At 70.8% G+C, this 24,990-nt stretch carries 22 protein-coding genes, 1 tRNA gene and 1 pseudogene; 12 read left to right on the plus strand and 12 right to left on the minus strand.

Features of this window, described 5'->3' with window-relative positions; genetic code table 11:
- Positions 1-183: 183 nt before the first annotated feature.
- From ACZ63D_RS40710 to ACZ63D_RS40725, 4 genes and pseudogenes are all read right to left on the minus strand, one after another.
- Positions 184-513: pseudogene (locus ACZ63D_RS40710) on the minus strand (hypothetical protein); the annotation flags it as partial.
- Positions 514-561: 48 nt separating this feature from the next.
- Positions 562-635, minus strand: a tRNA-Pro gene (locus tag ACZ63D_RS40715).
- A gap of 166 nt (positions 636-801) precedes the next feature.
- Positions 802-1,572 (minus strand): enoyl-CoA hydratase/isomerase family protein, encoded by a 771-nt coding sequence (locus ACZ63D_RS40720; RefSeq protein WP_465359675.1) that lies wholly within the window; start codon positions 1,570-1,572, stop codon positions 802-804.
- The gene (locus ACZ63D_RS40725; RefSeq protein WP_465359676.1) at positions 1,569-2,459 is read right to left on the minus strand and encodes a PaaX family transcriptional regulator; all 891 of its coding nucleotides are present in this window, start codon (positions 2,457-2,459) and stop codon (positions 1,569-1,571) included. Before ACZ63D_RS40725 ends, ACZ63D_RS40720 begins: the two co-directional genes overlap by 4 nt.
- A gap of 120 nt (positions 2,460-2,579) precedes the next feature.
- Between ACZ63D_RS40725 and ACZ63D_RS40730 the strand changes: the two genes are divergently transcribed.
- Positions 2,580-4,217, plus strand: a complete 1,638-nt coding sequence (locus tag ACZ63D_RS40730) for an ABC-F family ATP-binding cassette domain-containing protein (RefSeq protein ID WP_465359677.1) — start codon at positions 2,580-2,582, stop codon at positions 4,215-4,217.
- An 81-nt stretch (positions 4,218-4,298) separates the two neighbouring features.
- On the opposite strand, the gene ACZ63D_RS40735 is transcribed toward ACZ63D_RS40730, so the two are convergent.
- Complete coding sequence (locus ACZ63D_RS40735) at positions 4,299-6,539, minus strand: ATP-binding protein (protein WP_465359678.1); 2,241 nt, start codon at positions 6,537-6,539, stop codon at positions 4,299-4,301.
- 153 nt (positions 6,540-6,692) lie between these two features.
- Here ACZ63D_RS40735 and ACZ63D_RS40740 point away from each other — a divergent pair, with 153 nt between their 5' ends.
- Complete coding sequence (locus ACZ63D_RS40740; RefSeq protein ID WP_465359679.1) at positions 6,693-7,175, plus strand: hypothetical protein; 483 nt, start codon at positions 6,693-6,695, stop codon at positions 7,173-7,175.
- 129 nt (positions 7,176-7,304) lie between these two features.
- Here the strand turns inward: ACZ63D_RS40740 and ACZ63D_RS40745 are convergent, their stop codons facing one another.
- The gene (locus ACZ63D_RS40745; RefSeq protein ID WP_465359680.1) at positions 7,305-8,252 is read right to left on the minus strand and encodes a methionyl-tRNA formyltransferase; all 948 of its coding nucleotides are present in this window, start codon (positions 8,250-8,252) and stop codon (positions 7,305-7,307) included.
- A gap of 136 nt (positions 8,253-8,388) precedes the next feature.
- On the opposite strand from ACZ63D_RS40745, the gene ACZ63D_RS40750 reads away from it, so the two are divergent.
- Positions 8,389-9,726, plus strand: coding sequence for a lysine N(6)-hydroxylase/L-ornithine N(5)-oxygenase family protein (locus ACZ63D_RS40750; protein WP_465359681.1), 1,338 nt, complete (start codon positions 8,389-8,391; stop codon positions 9,724-9,726).
- Positions 9,727-9,746: 20 nt separating this feature from the next.
- The gene (locus ACZ63D_RS40755; protein ID WP_465359682.1) at positions 9,747-9,950 is read left to right on the plus strand and encodes an MbtH family protein; all 204 of its coding nucleotides are present in this window, start codon (positions 9,747-9,749) and stop codon (positions 9,948-9,950) included.
- Positions 9,951-9,998: 48 nt separating this feature from the next.
- Here ACZ63D_RS40755 and ACZ63D_RS40760 read toward each other — a convergent pair whose 3' ends face one another.
- Both ACZ63D_RS40760 and ACZ63D_RS40765 read right to left on the minus strand, forming a co-directional pair.
- On the minus strand, positions 9,999-11,762 hold the full coding sequence (locus tag ACZ63D_RS40760) for an ABC transporter ATP-binding protein (RefSeq protein ID WP_465359683.1): 1,764 nt from the start codon (positions 11,760-11,762) through the stop codon (positions 9,999-10,001).
- The gene (locus ACZ63D_RS40765; protein WP_465359684.1) at positions 11,759-13,435 is read right to left on the minus strand and encodes an ABC transporter ATP-binding protein; all 1,677 of its coding nucleotides are present in this window, start codon (positions 13,433-13,435) and stop codon (positions 11,759-11,761) included. Before ACZ63D_RS40765 ends, ACZ63D_RS40760 begins: the two co-directional genes overlap by 4 nt.
- A gap of 81 nt (positions 13,436-13,516) precedes the next feature.
- Here ACZ63D_RS40765 and ACZ63D_RS40770 point away from each other — a divergent pair, with 81 nt between their 5' ends.
- Complete coding sequence (locus ACZ63D_RS40770) at positions 13,517-13,669, plus strand: hypothetical protein (RefSeq protein ID WP_465359685.1); 153 nt, start codon at positions 13,517-13,519, stop codon at positions 13,667-13,669.
- Positions 13,670-14,032: 363 nt separating this feature from the next.
- Here the strand turns inward: ACZ63D_RS40770 and ACZ63D_RS40775 are convergent, their stop codons facing one another.
- Positions 14,033-14,923 carry a DMT family transporter gene (locus tag ACZ63D_RS40775; protein ID WP_465359686.1) on the minus strand — a complete coding sequence of 297 codons (891 nt, stop codon included), beginning with the start codon at positions 14,921-14,923 and terminating at the stop codon, positions 14,033-14,035.
- 43 nt (positions 14,924-14,966) lie between these two features.
- On the opposite strand from ACZ63D_RS40775, the gene ACZ63D_RS40780 reads away from it, so the two are divergent.
- From ACZ63D_RS40780 to ACZ63D_RS40805, 6 genes are all read left to right on the plus strand, one after another.
- A complete protein-coding gene (locus ACZ63D_RS40780; RefSeq protein WP_465359687.1) occupies positions 14,967-15,467 on the plus strand; it encodes a mycothiol transferase in 501 nt (166 codons plus the stop codon).
- Positions 15,468-15,491: 24 nt separating this feature from the next.
- Positions 15,492-16,202, plus strand: a complete 711-nt coding sequence (locus ACZ63D_RS40785; protein WP_465359688.1) for an MBL fold metallo-hydrolase — start codon at positions 15,492-15,494, stop codon at positions 16,200-16,202.
- A 475-nt stretch (positions 16,203-16,677) separates the two neighbouring features.
- A complete protein-coding gene (locus tag ACZ63D_RS40790) occupies positions 16,678-17,493 on the plus strand; it encodes an ABC transporter permease (protein ID WP_465359689.1) in 816 nt (271 codons plus the stop codon).
- Positions 17,478-18,182 carry an ABC transporter ATP-binding protein gene (locus ACZ63D_RS40795; protein ID WP_465359690.1) on the plus strand — a complete coding sequence of 235 codons (705 nt, stop codon included), beginning with the start codon at positions 17,478-17,480 and terminating at the stop codon, positions 18,180-18,182. The genes ACZ63D_RS40790 and ACZ63D_RS40795 overlap by 16 nt, the downstream gene beginning before the upstream one ends.
- On the plus strand, positions 18,169-19,179 hold the full coding sequence (locus ACZ63D_RS40800) for an ABC transporter substrate-binding protein (protein ID WP_465359691.1): 1,011 nt from the start codon (positions 18,169-18,171) through the stop codon (positions 19,177-19,179). Before ACZ63D_RS40795 ends, ACZ63D_RS40800 begins: the two co-directional genes overlap by 14 nt.
- A complete protein-coding gene (locus ACZ63D_RS40805; protein WP_465359692.1) occupies positions 19,176-20,330 on the plus strand; it encodes an LLM class flavin-dependent oxidoreductase in 1,155 nt (384 codons plus the stop codon). Before ACZ63D_RS40800 ends, ACZ63D_RS40805 begins: the two co-directional genes overlap by 4 nt.
- A 37-nt stretch (positions 20,331-20,367) precedes the next feature.
- Here the strand turns inward: ACZ63D_RS40805 and ACZ63D_RS40810 are convergent, their stop codons facing one another.
- Positions 20,368-21,324, minus strand: coding sequence for a helix-turn-helix transcriptional regulator (locus ACZ63D_RS40810; protein WP_465359693.1), 957 nt, complete (start codon positions 21,322-21,324; stop codon positions 20,368-20,370).
- A 153-nt stretch (positions 21,325-21,477) separates the two neighbouring features.
- Between ACZ63D_RS40810 and ACZ63D_RS40815 the strand changes: the two genes are divergently transcribed.
- Positions 21,478-22,926, plus strand: coding sequence for an amidase (locus ACZ63D_RS40815; protein ID WP_465359694.1), 1,449 nt, complete (start codon positions 21,478-21,480; stop codon positions 22,924-22,926).
- Here the strand turns inward: ACZ63D_RS40815 and ACZ63D_RS40820 are convergent.
- Together ACZ63D_RS40820 and ACZ63D_RS40825 are read right to left on the minus strand one after the other, a co-directional pair.
- Positions 22,904-23,758, minus strand: coding sequence for an alpha/beta hydrolase (locus ACZ63D_RS40820; protein ID WP_465359695.1), 855 nt, complete (start codon positions 23,756-23,758; stop codon positions 22,904-22,906). The two genes, ACZ63D_RS40815 and ACZ63D_RS40820, sit on opposite strands and share 23 nt — an antisense overlap.
- Complete coding sequence (locus ACZ63D_RS40825) at positions 23,755-24,981, minus strand: metal-dependent hydrolase family protein (RefSeq protein WP_465359696.1); 1,227 nt, start codon at positions 24,979-24,981, stop codon at positions 23,755-23,757. Before ACZ63D_RS40825 ends, ACZ63D_RS40820 begins: the two co-directional genes overlap by 4 nt.
- Positions 24,982-24,990: the final 9 nt, after the last annotated feature.

A 24,990-nucleotide genomic window follows, 5' to 3' on the forward strand; every position in this document is an offset into this window, starting at 1 on the left:
CAGGAGAAGTGCCAGTGGCCGAGGTCAGCTGGTGCAGGGCGGTCGGTAGTCGACGTTGGGCAGGTAGTGCGACCATTCCGCTTCGGTGATCGATGGTGACGTGTGGGCGCAGATTTTTGCCGCGGCGCGTTCGGAGTTCATGTCCCAAAGTCTGGCGGTTCCGTCGCAGCCCGCGGTCGCCAGTCTTGCGCTATCTGGGCTGAAGGCGACGGCGAGGACGCCCTTGGCGTGTCGTCGGTGGCGTCCCTCCCGGCCTCGGCGAGGAACCGGGGGAGGTCCTCGCCGCCGAGGAAGTCGGCGAACTGGGCGACGGCGAGTTCGTAGTTGTAGCGGGTGGTGTGGAGTTTGTTGTCGGCGCGGAGGCTGTGGCCCCACTCCTCGACGTAGGAGCGCCACAGGTCGCTGGCCGGGCGGGGCAGACCCTGTTTGGTCAAAGTGGTCGGCATGAGGAGAGCCTCCAGTCAAGGTGTCACCGAGCGCTGTGCTAGACCGGAAGGACACCTGCGACCACATGAAAAAACGGGCTCCCGCTGCTCTGAGCTGCGGAAACCCGTCGTCCGGTCGGGCTGACAGGATTTGAACCTGCGACCCCTTGACCCCCAGTCAAGTGCGCTACCAAACTGCGCCACAGCCCGGACTCCTCACTCCCCGAGGAACCCCTCGTGGAGTGCGATGCGACTACTCTAGCGGGTCCCCCAACCGGCCCTGCAACGAGGTCTCCATTACCCCCTGACCTGCACAAACCCCGCAAAACAAGGCAACCCCGCCCCATCCCGGATCAGGGCCCGGCCGGAAACCCGTTCAGCGGCCGGTAAACCGGGCCTTTCCCGGTCCCTCGGCCAGGAACGACTTCACCGCACCCCGCAGATCCTCGGTGTTGTACAGCTCCGCGGCGATAGCCGTGACGTGTTCGTTCGCCTCCGGTACCCCGCCGTGCTCGAAGTGGGCCAAGATCCGCTTCGTCGCGGCATGAGCCTGTGTGGGGCCCTCGGCCAGCTCGCGGGTGAACTCCCGGGCAGCCGCGTCGAAGTCCTCGTCCGGGAGGACCCGGTTCACGACGTTCCATCGTTCGAGCGTGGCGGCGTCGAAGGGAGTTCCGGTGAAGACGAACTCCTTCGCGCGAGCGACCCCGGCCCGCGCGGCTAGGCGCTGGGTTCCGCCCATCGTGGGCGTCAGGCCGACGACCTTCTCGACCAACCCGAACTTCGCGCGCGAGGAAGCCAGCAGCAGATCGCACGCCAGCGCGACCTCGAACGCCCACGTCAGGCACAGGCCGTGCGCGGCGAAAACCGTCGGAAACGGCAGGGCGGCAAGGCGATCCGGGATTGTCAGCAGCTCGTCGAAGAGCACCTTGGCCTCGGCCGCGGACGACTGCGCGTCGAACAGCGCCACGTCGACGCCCCCGCTCACCACCCGGCCTTCGGCGCGGATCAGCAGGGCTCGGGCGGGGGTTTCCTCCAGCGCGGAAATCGCGTCCGCGAGCGCGTCCTGCAACGGCTTCGTGTACAGGTTGAGCGGCGGCTCGTCGATGGTGAGGACGGCGAGGCCGCCGTCGCGTTCCAGTTTCGTCATGCTTGCTCCTCGTTCGCGGTGAGCTGGTCCCAGTACGCCTGCGCGGCCGGCCGCCATTCCACGTGCTTGCGGTGGAACAGTTCGGCCGCCTTGGCTCCGCTCCAGCCCGGCGGCAGCAACTCGGCGGGCAGCTGCGGGTCGAGGAACGGGAACCGGCGCCATTCGTGCACCAGTTCGGTCTGCGCGCGCAGCACCGCCTGCGCGCCGGAGGGCGAGACGCCGGTGAACCGGTCGATGAAGTCCTCGTACCGGTCGGTCAGCTCGGACAGGTCCCACGACCGCGCGACCATGCTTTCCTGGTCGCCGATCGCGCCGTACTCCGCGGTGAACGACATCGCCTGCGCTTCGAGGCCGAGTTCGGCGACGATCTTCTGCGCCTCGGGTTCGCGCCGCGGGTCGGGGCTCACCCAGACGCCCGCCACCGGCGAGCCGAAACCGGCCCAGGTCAGCCTGGTGCGCAGGCGGTGCCGCAGGTCGCGTTTCGCTTCCGGCACCGAGACGATCAGCATCAGCCAGCGGTTCTCCCAGACGTGCGCGTCGCGGCCGAAGGCGTATATGCGCTCGGCGCCCTCGGTGAGCAGCCGCCTGCCCGGAGGGGTCAGCGACCACCGGACGCGGCGGCCGACGCGTTCCGACACCAGCCAGCCCTCGCCCGCGGACCGGGCCAGCGCCTGCCGCGCGGACTTCTCCTCGATGTCGAGCATGCCGAGGGATTCGACCAGCATCGACGTCCACACCGGACGGTCGCGGGGCAGCACGTATTCGCCCAGCACGGTCATCAGCAGCGACCGCGCGCTCGCGTGGCTCACCTCGCGCCGTCTGCTGACGGTCGGCCGGGGAGCCCGCTGCTTCCCCCGTCCGAACGGGACCGGGGCGGGTTCCGCCATGCCTTTCACCGACCTCACTGCTCTTGTTGGACCCGGCAACCCGCCCAGAGTACCCACTCGGAGTGACGGAGCCGACACGCGGCACGCGGCGCGCGGGCTCCCCGTAAACTCGGCTCCGATATGAGCGCCACACTCGTCGCGAAGGACCTGGCCGCCGGCCACGGTGACCGCGTCCTCTTCTCCGGTCTCGATCTCGTCGTCGCCCCGGGGGAGGTGATCGGACTGGTCGGCGTCAACGGCGCCGGGAAGTCCACCCTGCTGCGCACGCTGGCCGGGCTGGCCCGCCCGGAATCCGGCGAGGTCCGGCTGAACCCGCCGGCCGCCACCGTCGGGCATCTGCCACAGGAGCCGGAGCGGCGCGGGGGAGAGTCGGTGCGCGCGTTCCTCGCGCGACGCACCGGAGTCGCGGCCGCGCAAACCGCGCTCGATGCGGCGACCGATGCGCTTGCCGCGGGCGAGGACGGCGCCGACGACGCATACGCCACCGCGCTGGACCGCTGGCTCGCGCTCGGCGGAGCGGACCTGGACGACCGGGCCGGGGAGGTCGCCGCGGATCTCGGGCTGGCTGTCGACCTCGACCAGCCGATGGTTTCGCTGTCGGGCGGGCAGGCCGCGCGCGCCGGGCTGGCGTCGCTGCTGCTCAGCCGCTACGACATCTTCCTGCTCGACGAGCCGACGAACGACCTCGACCTCGACGGGCTCGCCCGGCTGGAGCGGTTCGTCACCGGGCTGCGCGCGGGCACCGTGCTGGTGAGCCACGACCGCGAGTTCCTGGCCCGCACCGTCGACCGCGTCGTGGAACTGGACCTCGCGCAGCAGCAGGTGAAGACGTACGGCGGCGGGTATGAGTCCTATTTGGAGGAACGGGCGGTCGCGCGGCGGCACGCGCGCGAGGACTACGAGGAATACGCCAATACCCGCGCGGCGCTCGAAGCCCGGGCGGGCATGCAGCGCGCGTGGATGGAGAAGGGCGTCAAGAACGCCCGCCGCAAGGCGACCGACAACGACAAGGTCGGCCGCAAATTCCGCAGCGAGGCCACCGAAAAGCAGGCCTCGAAGGCGCGTCAGACAGACCGGATGATCGAGCGGCTCGAGGTCGTCGAGGAGCCCCGCAAGGAGTGGGAGCTGCGGATGGAGATCGCCGCCGCCCCGCGCGCGGGAGCGGTGGTGGCGACGCTGCGGGGTGCGGTCGTGCGGCGCGGCGGCTTCACGCTCGGGCCGGTGGACCTGCAGATCGACTGGGCCGACAAGGTCGCCATCACCGGCGCGAACGGCGCGGGCAAATCCACGCTGCTGGCGGCGCTGCTCGGCCGGATCCCGCTGGACGAGGGCGCCGCCGCGCTCGGGCCGGGCGTGGTGGTCGGCGAGGTCGACCAGGCCCGCCGGCTGTTCCTCGGCGACCTCCCGCTGGCGGACGCGTTCGCGCGGGAGGTGCCGTCGTTCGCCGACGCGGAAGTCCGTACCCTGCTGGCGAAATTCGGGCTCAAGGCCGCGCACGTGCTGCGCCCGGCGGCGACGCTTTCGCCCGGCGAGCGCACCCGCGCGGCGCTGGCGCTGCTGCAGGCGCGCGGGGTGAACCTGCTGGTGCTGGACGAGCCGACCAACCACCTGGACCTGCCCGCGATCGAACAGCTCGAGTCCGCTTTGGACGATTACCCCGGCACGCTGCTGCTGGTGACGCACGACCGCCGGATGCTGGACGCGGTTGCGGTGACGCGGCGGCTGGAAGTGGACGGGGGCAAGGTTTCCGAGCGCTAGCCGGTTGTCAGTGCCGCCGATTGGAGCCAGCCCGCGGCACTGACACCGCCCGGCAGCTCGCGCGGCGGACGGGGCTCGCGTTCAGGCGAGAGCGCTGAGGAAGGCGCGAACGGCCGCCGCCGGTTCCTTCCGATGCTGGGCTTCCAGCATCGCCAGCGAATGTCTCCAGCTGCGCCGCGCGCCGCGGACGTCGCCCAAAGCCCGGTAGCTGCGTCCCAGGTGGTCCCACATCTCGGCTTCCAGGTAGGCGTTGCCGAGAAGCTGGCAGAGTTCCACGGTTTCGCGGCAATACCCGGCGGACTCCTCGAAATTCCCGGTGTGGAAGGCGATGTAGCTCAGGACGCCGAGGTTCTCGGCCTGGCCCGCGACGTCGCCCTGCGCGCGGAACCGCGCCAGCGCGCGTTCGCAGGCCTCCCGGGCCGGTGCGAATTCGCCTGCTTGAGCGCGGGCCCAGCCGATCAGGGTGAGCGCTCGGGCGTGCCACGCCGGGTTGCCCAGTTCGGCGAAGAGGGCGGCGGCCCGCTCGGCGTGCGGGCGGACCAGACCGGCGTCGCCGAGCTGGTGCCGCGTCCAGCCGAGCACGTAATGAGCCATGGCCAGGCCGTGCCGGTCCCCGTGCGCCTCGGCGATCGCCCGGGCTCGTTCGAGATAGCGCAGGGCTTCTTCCGGCTCGCCGAGGTGCGCGGACGCACGGCCGAGCCGGCGCAGGGCCTGTGCCTCGTGTTCCGGGTCGCCCAGCCGCCCGGCGGCGGTCAGGGCCAGCCGCCAGGTCTGGGCTTCGTCGGCGAAGCGGCCGCGCAGTTCGTGGAACGGGAAGAGCAGCCGGGCGATCCCGAACACCGGCAGCCAGGATTCCTGGTCGGCGGCGAAGTGCTGGAGGGCGAGCAGGTTGTGCCGCTCGGTCTCGAACCACTCGGCCGCCGCCGCGGCGTCCGGGAAGGTCAGCGGGCGGGCGTCCGGGACGCAGGCGTCCAGGGCCAGCGCGGGAAGATGCGGGGTGAACAACCGCTCGCCCGCGTACGCGCTGTGCAGGAAATGGTCCACCAGACGGCGATCCGCCGCGGCTCGCCCGCCCGGCACGCGGCGGGTCGAGGCGTATTCGGTGCCGTACAACCGGACCAGGTCGTGCATCCGGTAGCGGCCGGGGGTCGAGATGACTACCAGGTGCGCGGCTTCCAGCGCGTTCACGGCGGCGACGGTCCGGGGCAGGGGCCACCCGGCCAGTGCGGCGGCGGCCGGAATCGAGGCGTCGTCCAGCGGCGCGGGGCTCAGCAGGGCGAACAGATCCGCCGCATCGGCGGGCAAGGCCGCCACTGAGGAACCGAAAACCGCGCGCAGATCGGTCAGCTGGTCGCCGGTGGCCAGCCCGTCGAGCCGGGTTTCCCGGTCGCGCAGTTCCTTGGCCAGCGCGGCGATCGGGAAATGCGGGACGACGTGCGCGCGGGCGGTCACGATCGACAGCGCGAGCGGGAGGCCCGCGCACTGCCGGACGATTTCCCGCACCGCCGCCGGTTCGGCGTCGGCTCGTTCCGGCCCGATCCGGTCGCGCACGATCACGCCGGCCGTCGCCTCGTCGAGCGGCTGAACGGTGATCAGCCGCGCCTCCCGGGCCACCGCGAGACCGGTGAGGCGATGCCTGCTGGTGATCAGCACCAGGCTGCCCGCGCCGTCCGGAAGCAGGGGAAGCACCTGCGCCGCGTCGCGGACGTTGTCCAGCACGATCAGCATCCGGCGATCCGCCAGGAGACTGCGGAACAGCACGGTTTGCGAGTCCAGGTGATGGGGGATGGCCCGCAGGTCGACTCCGAGCGCCTCGAGGAATCCGCTGAGCACCGCACCGGGTTCCGAGGGAGCCGCGCTCGGGTCGAAGCTGTGCAGGTCCCGGTAGAGCTGGCCGTCGGGGAACCGGTCGCGGCGGGTGCCCGCCCAGCGCAGCGCCAGCGCGGTCTTGCCGATCCCGCCCGCCCCGCACAGCACGACCACCGACATCCGGCTGCCGCGGCTCGCTACGAGATCCAGTTCGGCGAGCTCCGCGTCGCGGCCGGTGAACTGCTCCGGCACGGCGGGCAGCTGCCGCGGCAGCACCCGGGGACCGGCCGCGGGCGCCGGGTCGAGAAGCTGCTCGCGTTCCCCGGGATCCAGTCCGAGGACCTCGGCCAACCGCCGGACCGAGGTCAGCTGCGGATTGCGGCGCTTGCCGGTTTCCAGGCCGCGGATGGTGGACACCGAAATCCCCGACCGCTCGGCGAGTTCCTCCTGCGTCAGCCCGGCCCGGAGCCGAAACGCGCGCAGGGCGGCCACGACGTCGGCTTTCTCCGGCACGCGCTGCTCCCCCCGGAACCCGGCACCGGTCACAGGTGGCCGGTCGATGCACTGTTTCCCATATTACCGGCGGACGAGACTTCGAGTACGCGTCGTCCGCCACAAGTGTTCCGGGACGAGGCATTCACACTGGTTATGACGTGGGGAGAAACAATGCGATTCAACCGCGTGGTCTCGGCGGCCCTGTGCGCCGGGATCCTGGGAGCCGGCTCGCTGGCCCTGACCGCACCGGCCCAGGCGGCCCCGGCCGCTCCGGCGGCCCATTCCGTGTCCGCCAAGTCGATCCTCGGCGAGGCCTACATCTACCGTCCGGCCGCTTGGCGGCCCGGCTCCACCGTGGGCACCAGCGACAAGATCAACTGGATCTTCCAGGATGACGGCAACCTGGTGGCCTACGACGAGCACCGCAATGCCCCGTGGTCGACCGGGACCGACCACAAAGGGGCACAGGAACTGCGTTTCCAGGCCGACGGGAACCTGGTGATCTACGGGCAGGGCGGCGTCGTGCTCTGGGCGTCCAACACGACCGGGCACAACGACCCTTACATCATCGTCCAGGACGACGGCAACATCGTGATGTACAACCAGCGCGCCTGGCCGCGGTACGCGGTCTGGTCCACCGGCACCAACCACTGATCCCCGGCGCTGATTCCGTGCGGAACCGGGGCGTTGCTTCCCGGTTCCGCACGGACGCCGTTCCGGGCGCCGCAGTTCATTCCGCGAATTCCGCCGGAAGAATTGCGGTGCCCGGAATCCGGATATCGCCTACGGGCGGTCGGTGAGATATCCGCCCATGGTCGTGAAGTACTCCGCCGCGGGCAATTCCCGGTCGTCAGCCGTGCGGACGCGTTCGATGCGCAGTCCCGGCGACTGACCTTGTCGTGCCTCGCGACCCGCGACGACCACCACCCCCTCGCCTTCGCGGATGAAGATGCGGCCCGGCGTTCCGCCGTAGTGCCCCTCCGAGACCGAAGCACGCACGATGCGCAGCTGCTCGCCGCGGTGGTAGGTGAACGCGTTGGGGTACGGGTCCGATTGGGCGCGCACCAGACGGTCCAGTTCCTCCGCCGACCACGTCCAGTCGATGAGGCTGTCGCGCGGGGCGCGCTTGTGGAAGAAACTCGCCTTCGTCCGGTCCTGCGGGATCGGGACCACGGTGCCGGATTCGATGCGGCGCAAGGCTTCCGTGACGAGCGGTTCGATGAGGTCCACGGTGCGGTGGAACAGATCCGTGGCGGTGTCGCGCGGGCCGACCTCGACCGCGCGCTGCGCGACGATGTCGCCGGCGTCGAGTTCGTCGTTCATCATGTGCGCGGTGACGCCGACCTCCGGCTCGCCGTTGATCAGCGCCCAGATGATGGGGGAGAAGCCGGCGTAGGCGGGCAGCAGCGAGTCGTGCACGTTGAGCGTGCCGTGGCGCGGGAGGGCGAAGATCTCCGGCGGCAGCCAGGTGCGCCAGTTGTTCGCGACGATCAGGTCCAGGTCCGCGGTTTTGAGCTCGGCGAGCAGCTCCCCGTCGTCCGGGCGCGTGCGCAGCAGCGTGCGGATCCCGTTCTCCTGCGCCAGCTCGGCGACCGAATCGCTCCAGATCCGTTCGTAGGCGTGGTCGCTCGGCGGGTGGGTGACCACCAGCCGCACGTCGTGGCCCGCGTCGAGGAGGGCTTTGAGGGTGCGGTGTCCCCAGGTCTGGTAGCCGAACATGGCCACGCGCATCGGCGGTGCACCTTTCGTGGTCGGGACGAACATCACTCCGACAGTACTAGTTGAGGCTTACCTAAGTTAGGTTAGGGTTCCTTGAGCATGGTCAGTCGGGAACGGTGATGCGGCAGTGCCGCGCTAGGGGACTTTCATGTCACGAGCAGGGGCCGAGGACAGCCAGGTGCCGGTGTACGACGTGGTCGGAGTCGGGTTCGGGCCGTCCAACCTCGCGCTCGCGATCGCCCTCGCCGAGCACAACGCGGGCTCGGGGGAGACGGTCACGGCGCACTTCCTGGAGCGCCAGCCCCGTTTCGGCTGGCATCGCGGGATGCTGATCGACACCGCGACCATGCAGGTGTCGTTCCTCAAGGACCTGGTGACGATGCGGAACCCGGCCAGCGCGTTCACTTTCCTGAACTACCTGCACGAGAAGGGCAGGCTGGTCGATTTCATCAACCACAAGACCCTGTTCCCGCTGCGCGTCGAGTTCCACGACTACTTCGAATGGGCCGCGGCGAAGGTCGACGACCTGGTGTCCTACGGCAGCGAGGTCGTCTCGATCGAACCGGTGCGCGACGGCGGGGAGATCGCGTTCTTCGACGTGCGCGCCGAGGTCGACGGCGAGGTCGCCGAGCTGCGGGCGCGGAACCTGGTGCTGGGCACCGGATTGCGCGCGAAACTGCCGGACGGGGTCGTCGCCGGGGAACGGATCTGGCACAACAGCGAGCTGCTGCATCGCGTGGAATCGTTGCGCGGCACGGACCCGCGCCGGTTCGTGGTGATCGGCGCCGGGCAGAGCGCGGCCGAGGTCGCCGCGTTGCTGCACGAGGAGTTCCCGCGAGCCGAAGTGTGCGTGGTGTTCGCTCGCTACGGCTACAGCCCCGCTGACGACAGTGCGTTCGCCAACCGGATTTTCGACCCAGAGGCGGTCGATTCCTTCTACGCGGCAAGCGAACCGGTCAAAGACCGCCTGATGCGTTACCACGGCGCGACGAACTACTCGGCTGTCGACCTGGACCTCATCGATGAGCTTTACCGGCGGCGGTACCAGGAAAAGGTGCTTGGCGTGGAACGGTTGCGGCTGTTCAACGTTTCGCGCCCGGTCGAGGTCGACGATCAAGGCGCCTGCGTGCGCGCGACCGTCGAATCGCTGGCGACCGGCGAACGTTCGGTGCTGGAGGCCGACGCGGTCGTTTACGCGACCGGCTACCTGCCCGCGGATCCGACGCCTCTGCTCGGCGGGCTGGCCAGCCAGTGCCGCCGCGACGCCGAAGGCCGGTTGAAGGTCGAACGCGACTACCGGATCACCACCGGCCCGGCCGTGCGCGGCGGCCTCTACCTGCAGGGCGGCACCGAACATACGCACGGGATCACGTCCTCGCTGCTGTCGAACACCGCGGTGCGGGTGGGCGAGATCCTGCAGTCCATTGTGGACCGGCGGGCGGCCGCGGCCGACCCGGCGGAGTACGCGGTGAGCGGGATCCGCTGAGCGAGGGAAAGGACCGAGCTGTGACGAATCCGTTCGAGGACGCCGACGGCGTTTACCGGGTGCTGGTGAACGACGAGGGCCAGCACAGCCTGTGGCCGGACTTCGTCGCCGTGCCGGAAGGCTGGCGGACGACCTTCGGCCCGGACGCGCGCCAAGCCTGCCTGGACCACATCGAGCGAACCTGGACCGATCTGCGCCCGCTGTCGCTGATCAAGGAATCCTGAGATCCGTGAGGGGAACTTTGAGGGAATCTGATTCCCTCAAAGTTCCCCTCACGGACGGTGGCTGCGCAGGCCGGACCAGGCGCTCCAGAGCGTGGCGTACCGGCCGCCAGCGGCGACCAGTTCCTCGTGCGTGCCGGATTCGACGATCGCTCCAGCGTCCAGGACGATGATGCGGTCCGAAGCGGCCGCTTGGGTCAGGCGGTGCGCCACGATCAGGCCGGTGCGCCCGTCGAGCGCGGCGGCCGCGGCGGCTTCCAGCGTTTTCGCCCCAGCGCTGCCCGCTTCGGCCGTGGCCTCGTCGAGGATCGCGACCGGCGGATCGGCAAGCACCAACCGGACGAGCGCCAGCTGCTGAGCCTGCGTGACGGTCAGCCGATGCCCGCCCTCGCCGACGACCGTCGCGAGCCCGTCCGGCAGCGCGGCCACCCATTCGGCGGCGCCGGCTTTGGCCAGTGCGGCGTGGAGATCGGCGTCGCTGGCCTCGGGAGCGGCCAGCCGGAGATCGTCGGCCAGCGGGCCGCTGAAAACGTGCACTTCCTGGCTGATCAACGCCACCGCGCGCCGGGTGGCGGCCGGGCCGAGCTGGTCCAGCGGAACGCCGCCGATCGACACCGTGCCGATGCCGGCCTGGTGGATCCCGGCGATCAGCTTCGCCAAGGTCGTCTTCCCGGCCCCGCTCGCGCCGACCAGCGCGACGCGCTCGCCCGGCGCGACTTCGAGATCGACGTCGCGCAGTACCGGATGGCCGTCCACATAGGAGTGTCCAAGGCCGGCCGCCTTCACTGACGCGTCGACGGGACGGCCGACCCGCGTCGGTTCGGCAGGTGCCGGAAGATCCGCGACACCGATCAGCCGGGACAGGCTGGCGGTCGCCGCCTGAGCGTCGTCCACGAGCGCGAGTGCGGTGTTGATCGGGCCGAAGAGGCTGTGGAAGTACAACGCGGCGGCGGTCGCGACCCCGACTGTCGCGAGATTCGCGCCCACCAAGAGGAAACCGGCCGCGAGCACCGCCGACAGACCGACGAACTCGGCGAGATTCAGCCGCCCGTAGAACCGGGTGGCGAGGCGGACCCCGCGCAACGCCAGGTCCACCGCCCCCTTCGACCGTTCGCGCACGCGCTCGACGTGTGCGTCCCCGAGACGGAACGCGCGGACGGTCTTGGCGCCGCCGATGGTGCCGAGAAGTTGTTGCTGCTGAGCGCCGACGGCGGTGCGCTGGGCGGCGTAAAGCGGGGTCGCGCGGCGGACGTACCAGCGGACGGTGTGCAGCTGGATCGGGACGGCCAGCAGGGCCGCGGCGAGGAAACGCCAGTCGAGGATCGCCATCGCGACCAGAGTCAGCACGATCGTCAGCACCGAACGGGCCAGCGCGGGCAGCGCTTGCCGGACCGCTTCGGCGACGACCGAGACGTCGTTGGTGACGCGGGTGGTCAAGTCGCCGGAACCGGCCTTTTCGACCTGCTCCAGCGGCAGGCCGAGAGCCCGGTCGATGAACCGTTCGCGCAGGTCGGCCAGCATCGTTTCGCCGAGCGCGGCGAGCATCGAGACCCCGATGGCGGTGGCGATCGCGGACGTCGCGGCGACCAGCACGAGGCCGGCCACCGGGAAGACGAGGGCGGAGGCGGCCTGCCGGGTGGCGACGAGGTCGACGACCCGGCCGAGCAGGGGAGCGGCGAGCAGGCTGATCGCGGTCGCGCCGACCACGAAGGCGAACGCCCCGGTCGCGCGGCCTTTCGCTTGCCGCAGCAGGTCGGCCAGGACAGCCCTGATGCGCGGGCCGCTGGCGGCGGGCAGGAGTTCGCGTTCGGTCATGAGAGCACCGCCGCTCGGTAAGCCGCTTCGGTGCGGACCAGGTCGGCGTGGCTGCCTTCGGCGACGACCCGGCCGTCTTCGAGCAGCACGACCCGGTCGGTCGCGGTGAGCAGCGCTGGGCTGGTGGTGACCACGATCGTGGTCCGGTTCCGGCGAAGCTCCGCGACTCCGGCGGCGACGCGGGCTTCGGTGACCGTGTCCACGGCGGTGGTCGGATCGTGCAGCACCAGGACCGGTGCCTCGGTGGCGAGGGCGCGGGCCAAGGCGACCCGTTGCCGTTGCCCGCCGGACAGCGATCGCCCGCGTTCGGTGACGGCGGTGGCGGTGCCGGACGGGAGAGTCGCGGCGACCTCGTCGGCGGCGGAGGCGGCGAGCACTCCGTCGGGGACGGCGGGCATTCCGCCGCGAACATTGTCTTCCACCGTGCCCTCGAACAGATCTGTGTCGTGTGCGGCGACGAGTACGACCGCACGGACGAGCTCCGGATCCACAGTGGACAGATCCACCGCGTCGACGCGAACGGTCCCCTCGCTAGGGTCGGCGAACCGGCCGAGGCAGTCGAGAAGATCGGTGGCCGCGGCGGGGTCGGCGGCGACGACGCCGAGCAGTTCGCCGGGCGGGACGGTGAGGTCGAGTTCCCGGAGTTTTCCGTGCGATACCGCGGAAAACTCCACGCTTCCGCGCGCCGGAGCAGGCAGCTCGCCGGTGCCTTCCGGGACCGCGGGCGGGGCGCTGAGCACCGCGGCGACGCGCCCGGCGGAGGCCCGGCCCTGGGCGAGCTGGCCGTTGACCCAGGCGAAAATGGCGAACGGAGTCTGCAGGAACTGGGCCAGCCCGACCGCCGCGACGAGGTCGCCGACGGAGATGTCGCCGCTCGCCGCGAGCGACCCGCCGACGAGGGCGACGATCGCGATGAAGACCCCGGTGAGCGCGAGCAGCGCGCCGTTGTGCCACGCCTGGGCGCGAGCCGCGCGGATGGTCGCCCGCAGCGAATCCCGGCTGGTGCGCCGATACCGCGCCGTCGCCACCGGTTCCGCGCCGATGCCTTTGAGCACGCGCAGCCCGCTGACGAGGTCGGCCGCGACACCGGAAGCGTGCGCGGCGCGTTCCTGTTCCAATTCGCTGCGCTTCTCCAGCGGCTTGCCGATCAGGTGGGCGAGGAACAGCAGCGGCGGGGTGCCGAGGAGGACGAGCAGGCCGAGCGGGACAGACATCCGGAGCAGCACGACGGCGCTGACCAGCAGCCCGGCGAGCGCGGCGATGCCGAACGGAAGGACCGCGTTGACCATCCCGACGCGGCGGGCGTCCGAGGACCCGACGCTCGCCAGCTCCCCGGCGAGGGCTCCGTTCTCCGCGCCGCCGCGAGGATGCAGGACGCGCCGGCTGACCGCGAGCCGGATCTCGTGCGCGGCCCGTTCGGAAGCGCGCTCGGCGGCTCGTGCGCCGAAGCGGTAGCTGGTGGAGAGCACGAGGAAGACGGCGGCGAGGACGGCGAGCCAGCCGAGGAGGGTGAGGGCTGAACTGTCGGCGACGGCGCGGTCTAGGACTACGCCGATCACTACCGGCACGAGCGCTTCGCCGCCTTGGTGGCCCGCGGCGAGGACGGACGCGGCGAGGACGGATTTCCGCTGTCCGGCGATCGCGGCGCGCAGGACGTTCCGGCCGGTGGTCATCGGGGCCTCGGTGCCGGGGGAGTGGGGGCTGGGTGTTGTCGCGTGGCTCGCGTGGTGGCGGCTTGTCGGGCTAGGAGTGCGGTGATTGTTGGCGGGGACTGGGTGCTGGGGTTGCGGAAGGCGGGCGAGGAAAGCGGGCGAGTGGTCGTGGCGGGGATGGTGTTTTCTTTGGCTGGGGGTTTGCCGGTGGGCTCCGGCATCTGCGTGCCGGGTGCGTGGAAGATCGGCGGGTAACGCGGCTGAGCGGTCGCACCGGGCAGCGTGTTCTCTCCGGCTGCTAGCGCGAGGGTCCGCGGTGTGCCGGGTGCGCGGAGGTCGGGATGGCAGTACGACCTCGTGGTCGGGGCGGATAGCAGGACTTCTCCGTCTGGGGGCCAGACTGTGGCCGTCGGTGCCTCAGCGCGGGGTGCGTGAACGTTGGGTGGGCAATACCGCCCTGTGGCCGCGCCGCCCGGTGCGTCCTCTCCGGCCGTGGGTGCGAGTGTCTTCACCGGCGCCTCCGTTCGCGGGGACGAGCCGGTTCGTTCGCCGGTTCCTCCCCTTCGTCCCACTGGGGAAGGTTAGCCTAACCTCGCCGCGACGGAGCCCGGGGACGGTCTACCTGCGGGCGTCGCGGCCTGCGTGCTCGGCCTCCGGCGGCTCGGATGCGGCCGCGATCGCGACCGGTTCGGGTTCGCCGAAGCGGGCCAGTGCCAGTGCGGCGGCTACGGCTAGGACGAAGCCGATCAGTGCGACCGCGGCGAAACCTGGGCGGGTGCGGTCGCCGAGGAGCAGGACGCCGATCAGTGACGGCATGACGGTTTCGCCGAGCACCATCATCGCGGTGGCGGTTGTGACGCTGCCGCGTTGCAGTGCGGTGGCGAAGAACAGCATCGCCAGCGCGCCCGCGACGGCGACGACGTACAGCGCTGGGTCGCGCAGCAGGTCGAGCGGCGCGAGGCTCGGGATGACCCGGCCCGCTACCGCGACGAGTCCGAAGCACAGGCCGGCTACCAGCCCGAGCCCGGCGGTGCGGACGCGGTCGCCGGCGCGTCCGACGAGAAGCCCGGCGAGGCCGAGTGCCACGGCGGCACCGGCCAGCGTCAGCCGGAAACCCAGTCCTACCTCACTGGAGCCCTCGCTTTCCGCCGACGAGCCGAGCAGCGCGAGGCCGGCGCACACGACGCCCACGGCGGTCCATTCCCGCGCGCCCAGCCGGACGCCGAAAACCCGAGCCGCGACGGCTGTCACCGCGAGGCTCGCGGCCTGCGTCGCCTGCACGAGAAACAGCGGCAGGACGTGCAGGGCGGCGATCTGCGCGACGAATCCGACGCCGTCGAGCAGCAGGCCGACGACGAACTTCCACTGCCGCAGCACTCGCAGCAGCAGGCGCGGGTCGACCCCGGCGCCGCCCTTGTCGGGGGCGGCCTTCGCGGCCACCGCCTGCATCACCGAAGCGACGCCGTAGGCCACCGCGGACAGCAGCGCGCACAGAAATCCCCACACCATGACGCTGAGCGTATTCCTCGCCGGCACTAGTAGGGTCGGGGCCATGGCTGAGGCTGAGCGCGTCTGGCCGGATCCGCTCGACGGAGACGAACTGACCGTGCAGACCCGGTTCCTGGACTTCCTCCGGGCGACCGCGGTGCAGAAGGTGACCGGGCTGAGCCGCGAGCAGGCGGTCGCGGCTCCGTTGCCGAGTTCGCCGCGGACCAGCGCGCTGGGCGTGCTCAAGCACCTGACCGCTGTCGAGCGGTGGTGGCTGGTGATCGAGGCGGGCGGCTCCGACGCGCCTTCGCTGTGGCCGGGCTCGCCGGACCCGAGCTGGGACCTGACGCCCGAGGACGACGTCGCCGGGGTCGTCGCGGCCTATCGCGCCGAAGCGGAACGGGCGGCAGAGGCGCTGGCCGGGCTCACGCCGGAGGACCGGACGCGGCGGTCCGGGGAATTCACCGTCCGCTGGGTGCTGGCGCACGTCGTGCAGGAGACCGCGCGGCACGTCGGGCATCTCGACGCGCTGCGGGAACTCGCCGACGGCTCCGTGGGGGAGTGACCGGCGACCGTTAGGCTGCGGGGCATGGCAGACCAGCTCTACTTCCGCCAGTTGCTCGCCGGCCGCGATTTCGCTGTCGGGGACCCGGTCGCGACCCAGATGGTGAATTTCGCTTACCTGATCGGGGACCGCGAAGCGGGCGAGGCGGTGCTGGTCGACCCGGCGTACGCGGTCGGCGACCTGGTCGAGACGCTCGAAGCCGACGGGATGCGGCTGACCGGCGTGCTCGCCACCCACCACCACCCCGACCACGTCGGCGGCGACATGATGGGCTTCTCGCTGCCCGGCATCGCCGAACTGCTCGCGCTGCGGCCGGTGCCGATCCACGTCAACGCCCAGGAAAGCGAGTGGGTGCGCCGGGTGACCGGCGTGTCGGACACCGATCTGCGCGCCCACGCGCACGACGACGTGGTGACGGTCGGCTCGATCGACATCCGGCTGCTCCACACGCCCGGCCACACCCCGGGAAGCCAGTGCTTCCTGGTGGGCGACCGGCTCGTTTCCGGGGACACGCTGTTTCTCGAAGGCTGCGGCCGGACCGATTTCCCCGGCGGCGACGCGGACGCGATTTTCCGCAGCCTGCAGTGGCTCGCGACACTGCCGGGCGATCCAGTGGTGTATCCGGGACACCAGTATTCGCCCGAATCTTCGGCGGCGCTGTCGCGGGTGAAGAGCACGAATTTCGTGTTCCGGCCCCGGTCTCTCGACGAATGGCGGCGCATGTTCGGCGCCTGAGCCGGGTTTCGGTTCGAGCCGCGGGCGGTTCGGTCTTGCGGCCGCAGCGGTGGCGCGATGCGTTGCCCGCGATAGGGGCTCGAGGCGGCTGTGCGGACGCGGGGCCGGGGCGAAGAAGGCGTGCTGTGCCTTGAAGAAGAACATAGTGATCTTGTACCGCACAGCACCGACAATTCCGGGCGGCCGGTCGCCGGTGTTCGGCAGCGGAGCGGGAAACCCGTCCCGCATCCCGGGCATCCGCCTACCCGAGCGGTGAACAAACCCCGTACACCGCCGCACTGATTCCAGTGCGTGAGAGCCGCCCGGCCCGTCATTGACTTCACCCGTCCGGGGATCGAAGCTCGGGGGCATGAAGCGCGGCGTCCTCCTCGTCTGCCGCCTGCACGTCGACCTCCGGCAGCAGGCGAGCGCGGTCTGTCTGTCCCGCCGCTGAATCCTGGTCCCCTGAACCGAAAACCCCACCCGGGAGAAATCCGTGTCGATTTCCACCACGGGCGTGCTGTCGCGCGCCGAAACGGCCGCGCCGAAGCGCGCGCCGCGCCGGCGATTGCCGTCGCTGCGCCGCTGGATCAGCCCGGTCGCGCTGGTCGCGGCGTGGCAGATCGCCAGCTCGACCGGCGCGTTGCCGCCCGACAAGCTCAGTTCCCCGTGGACTGTCCTGCAAGCCGCGGCCGAGGTCGCCCGCAGCGGCGAGCTCGGCAGCGCTTTCGCGGTTTCGCTGGGCCGCGTCGGCGCGGGGTTCGCGCTCGGCGCGGCCGCCGGGCTGCTGCTCGGAGCAGTCGCCGGATTGTCCCGCTGGGGCGAGGCGTTGGTCGACCCGCCGGTGCAGATGCTGCGCACGCTGCCGTTTCTCGGGCTGATCCCGTTGTTCATCCTGTGGTTCGGGATCGGCGAGGAGACCAAGATCTTCCTGGTCGCGCTGGGCGTCGCGTTTCCGCTGTACCTGAATGTCCACTCGGGAATCCGCTCCGCCGATCCATTGCTCGGGGAAGCCGCGCGGGCCTTGGGATTCACCCGTTCGGAGCGGCTGTGGCACGTCGTGCTGCCGGGTGCGCTGCCGCAGGCGCTGGTCGGGCTGCGGCAGTCGCTCGGGGTCGCGTGGCTGGCGCTGATCGTCGGCGAGACGGTCAACGCGGACGCCGGGATCGGTTATCTCATCAACAATGCCCGCGAATTCCTGCGCACCGACGTCGTGGTGGTCGGGCTTGTCGTCTACGCCGTGCTGGGCCTCCTCACCGACGCGCTCGTCCGGCTGCTGGAAAGGAGGGCCTTGCGATGGCGAGCCCGGTAGCCGAGGTCCGCGACCTCACGAAGAAGTTCGGCGAACGGACTGTCCTCACCAGACTCCACCTGGACATCGCTCGCGGCGAGTTCGTCGCGCTGCTCGGGCGGAGCGGGTCCGGGAAGTCGACCCTGCTGAAGGTCCTCGCCGGGCTGGACCAGGAGATCGAGGGCTCCGCGAGCGTCGACGGGACGGTTTCGGTCGCGTTCCAGCAGCCGCGATTGCTGCCGTGGCGCAAGGTCTGGCGCAACATCGTGCTCGGCCTGCAGCGGGACAACGACCGCTCTGTCGCGGAGAAAGCGCTGGCCGAGGTGCGGCTGACGGAGCATGCCGACAAATGGCCGCTCACGCTCTCCGGCGGCGAGGCGCAACGAGTTTCGCTCGCGCGGGCGTTGGTCCGCGAGCCGGATCTGCTGCTCCTGGACGAACCGTTCGGCGCCCTCGACGCGCTGACCCGGCTGGCGATGCACCGTCTCGTCGAGGATCTGTGGCGCACGCACCAGCCCGCGGTGCTGCTGGTGACCCACGACGTCGACGAAGCCCTCGTGCTCGCCGACCGGATTCTCGTCCTGGGCGACGGCCGCATCGTCGCCGAACACGTTCTCGGCCAGCCGCGTCCGCGGAAGGCCGCCGACAATGCCGAGGTGCGCAGCCGCGTCCTGGCCGATCTGGGAGTGACCGAAGGTGCACCTGCGTAACGTCCTGGCCGCGGCCCTTCTGCTGACCGGGCTGGCGGCCTGCTCGTCGTCCACATCGGACGGCCGCGCGCCGGTGCCCGCGGCGGTGTCGCCCGCCGAGCTGCACCAGGTCACGCTGCGCGTCGGAGACCAGAAGGGCGGGGTGAAATCCCTGCTCACCGCGGCGAATCAGCTGAGCGGCACGCCGTACCGGATCGAATGGTCCACGTTCACGTCCGGGCCGCCGTTGCTGGAAGCGGCCTCGGCGGGCGCGATCGACATCGGCCGGGTGGGCAACACGCCGCCGATTTTCGCCGCGGCGTCGAAGGCGAAGATCTCCGTGGTGAGCGTGGCGAAGAGCAATGTGGAGCGGGAAACCATCCTGGTGCCGCCGGATTCTCCGCTGACGGACGTCGCGTCCTTGCGGGGCAAGACGGTTGGCGTCGCGAAGGGGAGTTCGGCGCACGGGCAGCTGCTCAACACCTTGAAGAAGGCCGGTCTGTCCACAAAGGACATCAAACTCTCGTTCCTGCAGCCGTCGGAGGCGTTCGCCGCGTTCACCCAGCATCAGATCGACGCGTGGACGATCTGGGATCCCTATACCGCGCAGGCGGAGATCGACGCCCACGCCCGAGTGCTCGCGGACGGTCGCGGGGCGTCGAACGGCCTCGCCTTCGAAACCGCCAGCACTACCGCGCTGGCGGATCCGGGCAAGAACTCGGCGATCCGGGATTTCGTGCAGCGCGTGGTGAAAGCCCAGCTGTGGTCGAATACGCATCCAGGCGAATGGGCGCGCGCGTGGGCGGCGGAAACCGGATTGAAGCCGGAAGTGGCGAAGAAGGCCGTTTCCGCCGGACGGGACCGGCCGATCCCGCTGGACGACGCCGTTGTCGCGTCCGAGCAACAGCTCGCCGACGCGTTCACGAACGAGGGCACCCTGCCCGGGAAGGTCGACTTCGCGGCGTTCGTCGACCATCGTTACGGGCCCGACATCGAGGCCGCGAGGAGGAACGGATGAGCCTGAAACTGCACTGGTTCCTGCCGACCACCGGGGACGGCCGGACGATCGTGGAACGCTTCCACGCGAACAAATCGCAGGGCCCGAGCGCGCAGCGGCCCGCCGATCTCGACTACCTCGCGCAGGTCGCCCGCGCGGCCGAGCAGCTCGGGTTCGAGGGCGTGCTGACCCCTACCGGCACCTGGTGCGAGGACGCCTGGCTGACCACCGCCGCGCTGATCCGCGAGACGCGCAGGCTGAAATTCCTGGTCGCGTTCCGGCCGGGCGTCATTTCGCCGACGCTCGCCGCCCAGATGGCGGGCACGTTCCAGCGGTTGTCCGGCGGCCGGGTCCTGCTGAACATCGTGACCGGCGGCGACGCGATCGAACAGCGCCGGTTCGGCGACTGGCACGACCACGACGCCCGCTACGCCCGGACCGACGAGTTCCTCTCCATCGTGCGCGGCGTCTGGTCCGGACGGCCGTTCGACTTCGCCGGCGACCATCTGCGGGTCGAGGGGGCCACGACGCTCGCCGCGCCGGATCCGGTGCCGCCGCTGTACTTCGGCGGTTCCTCGGCGGCGGCGCTCCCGGTCGCCGCGCGGCACGCCGACGTCTACCTGACCTGGGGCGAGCCGCCCGCGCAGGTCGCGGAGAAGATCGGGAAGGTGCGGGAGCTGGCGGAGCGGGAGGGCCGCACGGTGCGGTTCGGGGTCCGGCTGCACACGATCGCGCGCGACACCTCGGCGGAGGCTTGGGCCGAGGCGCAGAAACTGCTCGACGCGTTGAGCCCGGAGCAGATCGCCAAAGCCCAGGCGCAGCTGGCGGCGAGCGAGTCGGTGGGACAGCAGCGGATGGTCGCGCTGCACGGCGGCAAGACCGGGACGACGGCGCGGGACCTGGAGATCCATCCGGGTCTGTGGGCCGGGATCGGCCTCGTGCGCGGCGGTGCGGGGACCGCGCTGGTCGGGAATTACGCGGAGATCGCGGATCTGCTCGAGGAATATCACGACGCCGGGGTCTCGGAGTTCGTCCTGTCCGGGTACCCGCATCTGGAGGAAGCGTACTGGTTCGGCGAGGGGGTGCGGCCGGAGCTGGCCCGGCGGGGGTTGCTGGACGAGGTGCCGGTGCTGCGGGCGGTGCCGGGGGAGCGGGCGGTGGCTGCCCTGTAGCGGAGCTCGTGAGTGGTGATGCCGGTCGGAACCGGCATCACCGCGAACGACTCGACGCCTCCAGCGCACCGAGAGTGTCGAGGTCGTGTTCGAGCGCGTGGCGGGCCAGCGCGGTCCGATTCGGACAGTCGAGCTTCACCAGTGAAGACTCGACATGGCTGCGCACGGTCCGGACCGCGATTCCCAGCGCCGCCGAAATCCGCTCGTTCGGCCACCCGCGCGCCACCAGCCCGACCACGTCCAGCTCGCGCCCGGTCAACGGCCCGGGTTCGGGCTCGCGGCAGATCCGCAGCAGCACTCCGCCCGGACGGCGCGCCCGCGCCAGCACCCGCCACCAGACGCCGTCCGCGTCCCGGTGGCGGAATCCGGTCCGTCCGGCTGTCGCGCACCGCGCGGCGAGCCGGACCTCGTGCTCGCTCAGCGGCAGCCGGGCGACCCTGGCCGACCGCACCTCGATCCGGGCCGGTGAAACGAACAGCACGGCATCGGCCGCGGGATCGCCCGGTTCGGCGCCGGGGTCGGCCAGCGCGGCGAAATCGTGCGACAGCATGGTCAGCGCGAGGACGGAGCGATCGTCCAGCGGCCGGTCGTGCGTCGAACTCAGCGCTACGAAACTCCGCTCCGGACCGGTGCCGGGCGCGAGCGGCAGCGTCACCCCTTCCCGGAAACCGTAGGGCTGGATGCCTTCCCGGTACGTCCTGGTCTCGTGGACGTCCGGGACGTCGGCGAACCGCAGCGGCAGGCCCAGCCGGGCCGCGCGCTGGTGGATGGGGCATTTCCAGCGGTAGGTCGTGGTGAGGTAGCCGAGCATGTCCGGCGGGTAGCCGAGGTTGACCGTCGCGGTGCGCTGCTTGCTGCCGCTCACCAACGCGGCGCAGGCGAAACCGAGTTTGTCCCGCACTGCCCGGAGCGGGGCTTCCACCGGCAGTTCGCCGCGGCTCGCCGCGCGCACGTCCCGGGCGAGCCGAGCCCACCACTGCACATCTGCGGTCATGTCCGAACCTCCGCTGCCGGACGGAGCATGAACGCCCGGCGTCCGGAGTGTCAACGGGGCGCACACACGCGGCGGGAGCGGAACGGCTTTCCGGCCGATGCGGAAGTTCCCGCCCATTCGTAGCGTGCTGGGTCCCCGGCCGAAGGAGACCCGATGAACCTCGACGAATACGCAGCCCTCGACGCGACCGCGCTCGCCGCCGTCCTCGCGTCCGGCGAGGTCACCGCCGAGGAGGTCGCCGCGCTGGCGGTCGAAGCCATCCGGAAGGTGAACCCGGAACTGAACGCGGTCGCCGACGGCCCATTCGAGCGTCCCCTCGACTACGCGCGGGACGGCCGGTTCGCCGGGGTCCCGTTCGCGATCAAGGACCTCGTCCTGCACGCCGCCGGAGTCCCGACCCGGATGGGCACGCGGCTGCTCGGCAAGGGCATCGTGCCGCCGGAGGACACCCACCTGATGGAGCGCTTCCGCGCGGCGGGCCTGGCGACGCTGGCGGTCACCACCACGCCGGAGCTCGGGTTCAACGGCAACTCCGAAGCGCTGGCCTACGGTTCGACGCGCAACCCGTGGAACACCGGGCACAGCGCCGGCGGGTCCAGCGGCGGTTCGGCGGCCCTCGTCGCGGCCGGGGCGCTGCCGATCGCGCACGCCAACGACGGCGGCGGGTCGATCCGCGTGCCCGCCGCGTGCACCGGACTGGTCGGACTCAAACCGACCCGCGGCCGGGTGCCCGCCGGTCCGGACTTCGCCGATCCGTTGTACGGCATGGGGGTCGAGCTGGCGGTGTCGCGGACGGTCCGCGACACCGCCGCCCTGCTCGACGAGGTCGCGGTGGGGTACCCGGGCGACCCTTACGTCCTTGCCCCGCCCGCGCGCCCGTGGCTCGCCGAAGTCGGCGCCGACCCGGGGCGGCTGCGGATCGCGCTGCACACCGAATCCTGGGCGGGCAGCTACGTCGACCCGGAGGTGGCGCGCGCAGTCGAAGCCGCGGCCGAGGTGCTCGAAGCGGCGGGCCACCACGTCGAACGCGCGACACCGGTCTTCGACTGGGATACCTTCCTGCACGCGAACCAGGTGCTGTGGTCGGGATTTCTGGCCGGTTCGGTCGCCGGGATCGAAGCGCTGGCCGGGGTCGCGGCGAGCCCGGAGAACCTCGAACGCACCACCTGGGCGTGCGTCGAATACGGCCGCTCGCTGAGCGCGATGGAATTGACCGCGGCGCTGGGCGCGATGAACGTCGTTTCCCGTGCGGCGGGCGAGTTCTTCACCGGATACGACCTGTTGCTGACCCCGACGACGAACACCCCGGCCTTGCCGCTCGGCCGCCTCGACGCGAACGCCGATCTCACCGCGGCCGAGTGGACGAGGCAGCTTTTCGACGCGTGTTCGTTCACGCCGTTGTACAACCAGACCGGCGCTCCGGCGATCAGCCTTCCGCTCGGCCAGTCCTCGCGGGGCTTGCCGATCGGGGTGCAGCTCGGCGGTCCGGTGTGTTCGGAATCGGTGCTGCTGCGGGTCGCGGCGTTCTTGGAGGAAGCGATGCCGTGGGCGGAGCGGCGGCCCGCGGTGCACGTCGCGGCTACTGGGCCCGGCAAGTCCTGAGGTAGCTGAGGAACGAGGCTTGCAACCCGGTCACGTGCGTTTCGCGCAGGACCGCGCTGGTGACGGCTCCATCTCGAGACTTGAGGCGGTGCAGGAAAGCGGCTGTGTTCCTCGCGAGGCTTCGGTAGACGGCCAGATCCCCGAGCAGCTCTTGGTCGTTGACGGTCACGTGAAGCTTGGCTGCGGGCAGGTTGTCGCCAAGCTCGTCGAGCTGGGCGAAGATCCGGCTGTCTTCACCGACGAGGCCGGGGCTGCCCGCTCCGATGCTCTCGAAGTGCGTGCCGCTGTTGAGCCAGGCGTAGAGGCTGAAAAGCCCGCCGTAGGAATAGCCGAAGAGGCCGTGCCCGCTCTCGGCCGCGTGGTAGGCGCGTTCGATTCGCGGGTGCAGTTCGCCGGTGAGGAAGGCCAGGAATTCGTCGGCGCGGGTGTCGCGCAGTTCGGCGAGGTAGGCGTCGGCTTCCTCTTGGGTCATCCGGCCCGTTCGGACTCCCGTTTCCACGGCGTCGACGAACTCCTGGGCGACGGGCTCTCCAGGCGGCACCAGGTCCCGGTTGCGCAGCCGCGCCCAGTCCGGCGCTTCCTCGCCCGCGTAGCCGACGCTGACCTGGAGGTAGGGCTGGATCTGCTGCATGGGATCGGCCTGGGTGACGATGAGCGGGGCCGTCATGCCCACGGCCCAGTTGCCGTCGAGCACATACACGACCGGCACTCGCGTCTTGGCGGGTTCGTAGCCCGGCGGCGTGGTGACCCAGATGCCGTAGGCGTGCCCGCTGCGGGAACGCATTTCGAAATAGTCGGTGCCGGCGAGGCAGCCCTGCCACATAGTGCTCATCGGAGGTCCTTTGCTACGCGTCCGCCTTGGACGACCACGACCGCGTTCGCTGGGTCGGCGAACAGGGCGGGAGTTTCGAGCGGGTTGCCGTTCCAGAGAACGAAATCTGCTTGCTGGCCAGGAGCGAGCATTCCCACCTCGCCGGACAGGCCGAGGATCTCGGCGTTGGTCTTCGTGGCCGCTACGAGGGCTTCCATCGGCGTCTCCAGATCTGCGCGCAAGGCGAGCTCTTCCCCTCGGCGGTCCTGCGCCGGACCGATCAGATCAGATCCGAGCCCGATCCGCACTCCGGCCGCCTTGGCGGCAGCGAGCGCCTCGGCCATCCGCTCGCGAACGCCCAGCGCCCGCTCGCGGATCGACTCGCCGAGACCTGCCCCGGCGGTATCGCGCAGCAGTTGCTCGACGACAGCGAACGTGGGCACGAGCGCGACATCGCGAGCAACCATCAGCGCGGCTGTGGGCTCGTCGATATCGGTGCCGTGCTCGACGCAGCGCACTCCGGCTTCGATTGCGTTCCGGATGCCTTCGTTGTTGTGCGCGTGCACCGTCACGTACGTGCCCCGGGCCGCGGCTTCTTGCACCGCGACGGCGATTTCCTCGACGGTGAACTGGGTGTCGGTCAGCTGGTCGTGCGCGCTGACCACCCCGCCGGTGACGCAAAGCTTCAGGAACGAGGCTCCGCGGCGGAAGGCCTCGCGCACGTTGCTTCGCAGCTCGTTCGCGTTGCCCGACATCATCGACAGAGCGGCCAGGCCGGGAATGTGGTGGCTGCTCCACAGCTCGGTGGGCTCCCAGTCGGCTCCGTAGTAGCCGTGCCCGCCGGTCTGGCACTGAACCGGTCCGCACGACAGCACGCGCGGTCCCCGGACCTTGCCCTTGGCGATCGCGGTGACGACGCCGCCGTCGATCCCGCCGGTGTCCCGGACGGTCGTGAACCCGGCGTCGAGCGCCGCGCCGGCCGCGGCGAAGATGTCCGCCGCCAGCTCGGCGGCGCTGAGCCGGAACGAAAACTGCGGCTCGATCGGGCTCGACAAGCCCAGGTGGACATGCGCGTCGATCAGGCCGGGCGTCATCGTCAGCCTGTCGGCGTCGAGACGCTCGCCGGACGCGGCGGGCGGGCCGAGTTCGGTAATTCTCCCGTCCTCGACGGTGACGCCGACGGCCGCGGGATCGCGTCCCGACCCGTCGGCGACCGTCGCGCCGACTACCTGAAAACGTCCCACGGGCCGTCC

Source organism: Amycolatopsis sp. NPDC104775 (assembly GCF_055583325.1).

Bases quoted from the DNA above. Each gene is read 5' to 3' on its own strand.
- ACZ63D_RS40720 (WP_465359675.1), bottom strand. From the start codon at position 1,572: ATGACGAAACTGGAACGCGACGGCGGCCTCGCCGTCCTCACCATCGAC.
- ACZ63D_RS40725 (WP_465359676.1), bottom strand. From the start codon at position 2,459: ATGGCGGAACCCGCCCCGGTCCCGTTCGGACGGGGGAAGCAGCGGGCT.
- ACZ63D_RS40730 (WP_465359677.1), top strand. From the start codon at position 2,580: ATGAGCGCCACACTCGTCGCGAAGGACCTGGCCGCCGGCCACGGTGAC.
- ACZ63D_RS40740 (WP_465359679.1), top strand. From the start codon at position 6,693: ATGCGATTCAACCGCGTGGTCTCGGCGGCCCTGTGCGCCGGGATCCTG.
- ACZ63D_RS40745 (WP_465359680.1), bottom strand. From the start codon at position 8,252: ATGCGCGTGGCCATGTTCGGCTACCAGACCTGGGGACACCGCACCCTC.
- ACZ63D_RS40750 (WP_465359681.1), top strand. From the start codon at position 8,389: ATGTCACGAGCAGGGGCCGAGGACAGCCAGGTGCCGGTGTACGACGTG.
- ACZ63D_RS40760 (WP_465359683.1), bottom strand. From the start codon at position 11,762: ATGACCGAACGCGAACTCCTGCCCGCCGCCAGCGGCCCGCGCATCAGG.
- ACZ63D_RS40765 (WP_465359684.1), bottom strand. From the start codon at position 13,435: ATGACCACCGGCCGGAACGTCCTGCGCGCCGCGATCGCCGGACAGCGG.
- ACZ63D_RS40775 (WP_465359686.1), bottom strand. From the start codon at position 14,923: ATGGTGTGGGGATTTCTGTGCGCGCTGCTGTCCGCGGTGGCCTACGGC.
- ACZ63D_RS40780 (WP_465359687.1), top strand. From the start codon at position 14,967: ATGGCTGAGGCTGAGCGCGTCTGGCCGGATCCGCTCGACGGAGACGAA.
- ACZ63D_RS40785 (WP_465359688.1), top strand. From the start codon at position 15,492: ATGGCAGACCAGCTCTACTTCCGCCAGTTGCTCGCCGGCCGCGATTTC.
- ACZ63D_RS40795 (WP_465359690.1), top strand. From the start codon at position 17,478: ATGGCGAGCCCGGTAGCCGAGGTCCGCGACCTCACGAAGAAGTTCGGC.
- ACZ63D_RS40805 (WP_465359692.1), top strand. From the start codon at position 19,176: ATGAGCCTGAAACTGCACTGGTTCCTGCCGACCACCGGGGACGGCCGG.
- ACZ63D_RS40810 (WP_465359693.1), bottom strand. From the start codon at position 21,324: ATGACCGCAGATGTGCAGTGGTGGGCTCGGCTCGCCCGGGACGTGCGC.
- ACZ63D_RS40815 (WP_465359694.1), top strand. From the start codon at position 21,478: ATGAACCTCGACGAATACGCAGCCCTCGACGCGACCGCGCTCGCCGCC.
- ACZ63D_RS40820 (WP_465359695.1), bottom strand. From the start codon at position 23,758: ATGAGCACTATGTGGCAGGGCTGCCTCGCCGGCACCGACTATTTCGAA.